Origin of the sequence: Streptomyces sp. NPDC058877 (genome assembly GCF_042742855.1) — a bacterium.
Lineage (GTDB): Bacteria > Actinomycetota > Actinomycetes > Streptomycetales > Streptomycetaceae > Streptomyces.
Map to the genome: position 1 here is coordinate 1 of NZ_JBHYMF010000417.1, position 1,168 is coordinate 1,168.

General features: G+C 65.3%; 1 protein-coding gene. It reads right to left on the reverse strand.

Features of this window, described 5'->3' with window-relative positions; all coding sequences use genetic code 11:
* Positions 1-172 precede the first annotated feature (172 nt).
* Positions 173-1,165 carry a reverse transcriptase domain-containing protein gene (locus ACFW2Y_RS35970; RefSeq protein WP_384887992.1) on the reverse strand — a complete coding sequence of 331 codons (993 nt, stop codon included), beginning with the start codon at positions 1,163-1,165 and terminating at the stop codon, positions 173-175.
* Between the last annotated feature and the right edge of the window lie 3 nt (positions 1,166-1,168).

Here is a 1,168-nt window from a genome sequence, read left to right on the forward strand (position 1 = left end):
CGCTCGCTGACCCGGCCGGATGCGAAGGCGAAGCCGGCCCCGGACCTGATCGGCCGCGACTTCCACGCCGAGCGTCCCGGGATCAAGCTGGTCGGGTCGGGTAGCCGGAGGGAGTCTCGCCCTCCGGCCCCCACAGAACCGTGCGTAACAGTCTCCCGTTACACGGCTCTTGTCACCCTGCTCCCCAGATGGTGCGGCATAGGCGCCAGTGCGCGAACATCCCTGGGTATCGCTGCATGATCCCTTGGAGACACGTCCTGGCCTTGCGGTAGCCGGCGAGCCGTTTGTACTTTCTGCGGATCCAGCGCAGCAGGTAGGCGTTGATGCGCTGGAGGAAGGGCCTCAGTGTGGAGGGGTAGAACGCTCCGTAGTACTGGATCCAGCCCCGCACGATCGGATTCATGAACCGTGCGAGCTGGGCGAAGGTGTGCCCGGTGCGCCGGTGGATGCGCCAACTGCGCACCTCGGCGCCCATCTTCTTCAGGGCGTCTCTGCTGACCGCGGGCAGAAAGCAGGGAAATCTGACCCCGTGCTTGCTGCGCGCCGAGCGGGCGCGGAACGTGAACCCAAGGAACGTGAACGACGAGTGCTCGTGGGAGCGTTTGCGGTTCGCGTCCTTGCAGTAGACGATCCGGGTCTTGGCCGGGTGCAGTCGCAGCCCGACCTCCTCCATCCTGTTGCCGATCGCCTCGACCAGCATCCTGGCCTGGCGCTCGCTGACGCAGTGCACCACCGCGTCGTCCACGTACCGCTCGAACTGGACGCCTGGGAACTCCCGGGCCATCCAAATATCGAACGCATAGTGGAGGAACAGGTTTGCCAGCACGGGCGAGACCGCTGACCCCTGCGGGGTCCCCCGGTCGCGCCGTTGCAGAGTGCCGTCGGGCAGTTGCAGCGGCGCCTTCAGCCAGCGCGTGACGTACAACTTCACCCAGACGGCGTCAGTGTTGGCCTCCACCGCCTTGACGACGAGGTCCCAGGGGACGCTGTCGAAGAACTTCTGGATGTCGAGATCGACCACCCAGTCCTTCTTCCAGCAGCGTTCTCGACACCGTTCCACCGCGTCCAGCGCCGACCCGGGGTATTCAGCGGAATTGGGTGATCTGACGGTCCGGTAGCAGAAAGGTGCCGCTGGCCTGCAAGGATGCGAGTGTCTAGGTCGTATCCG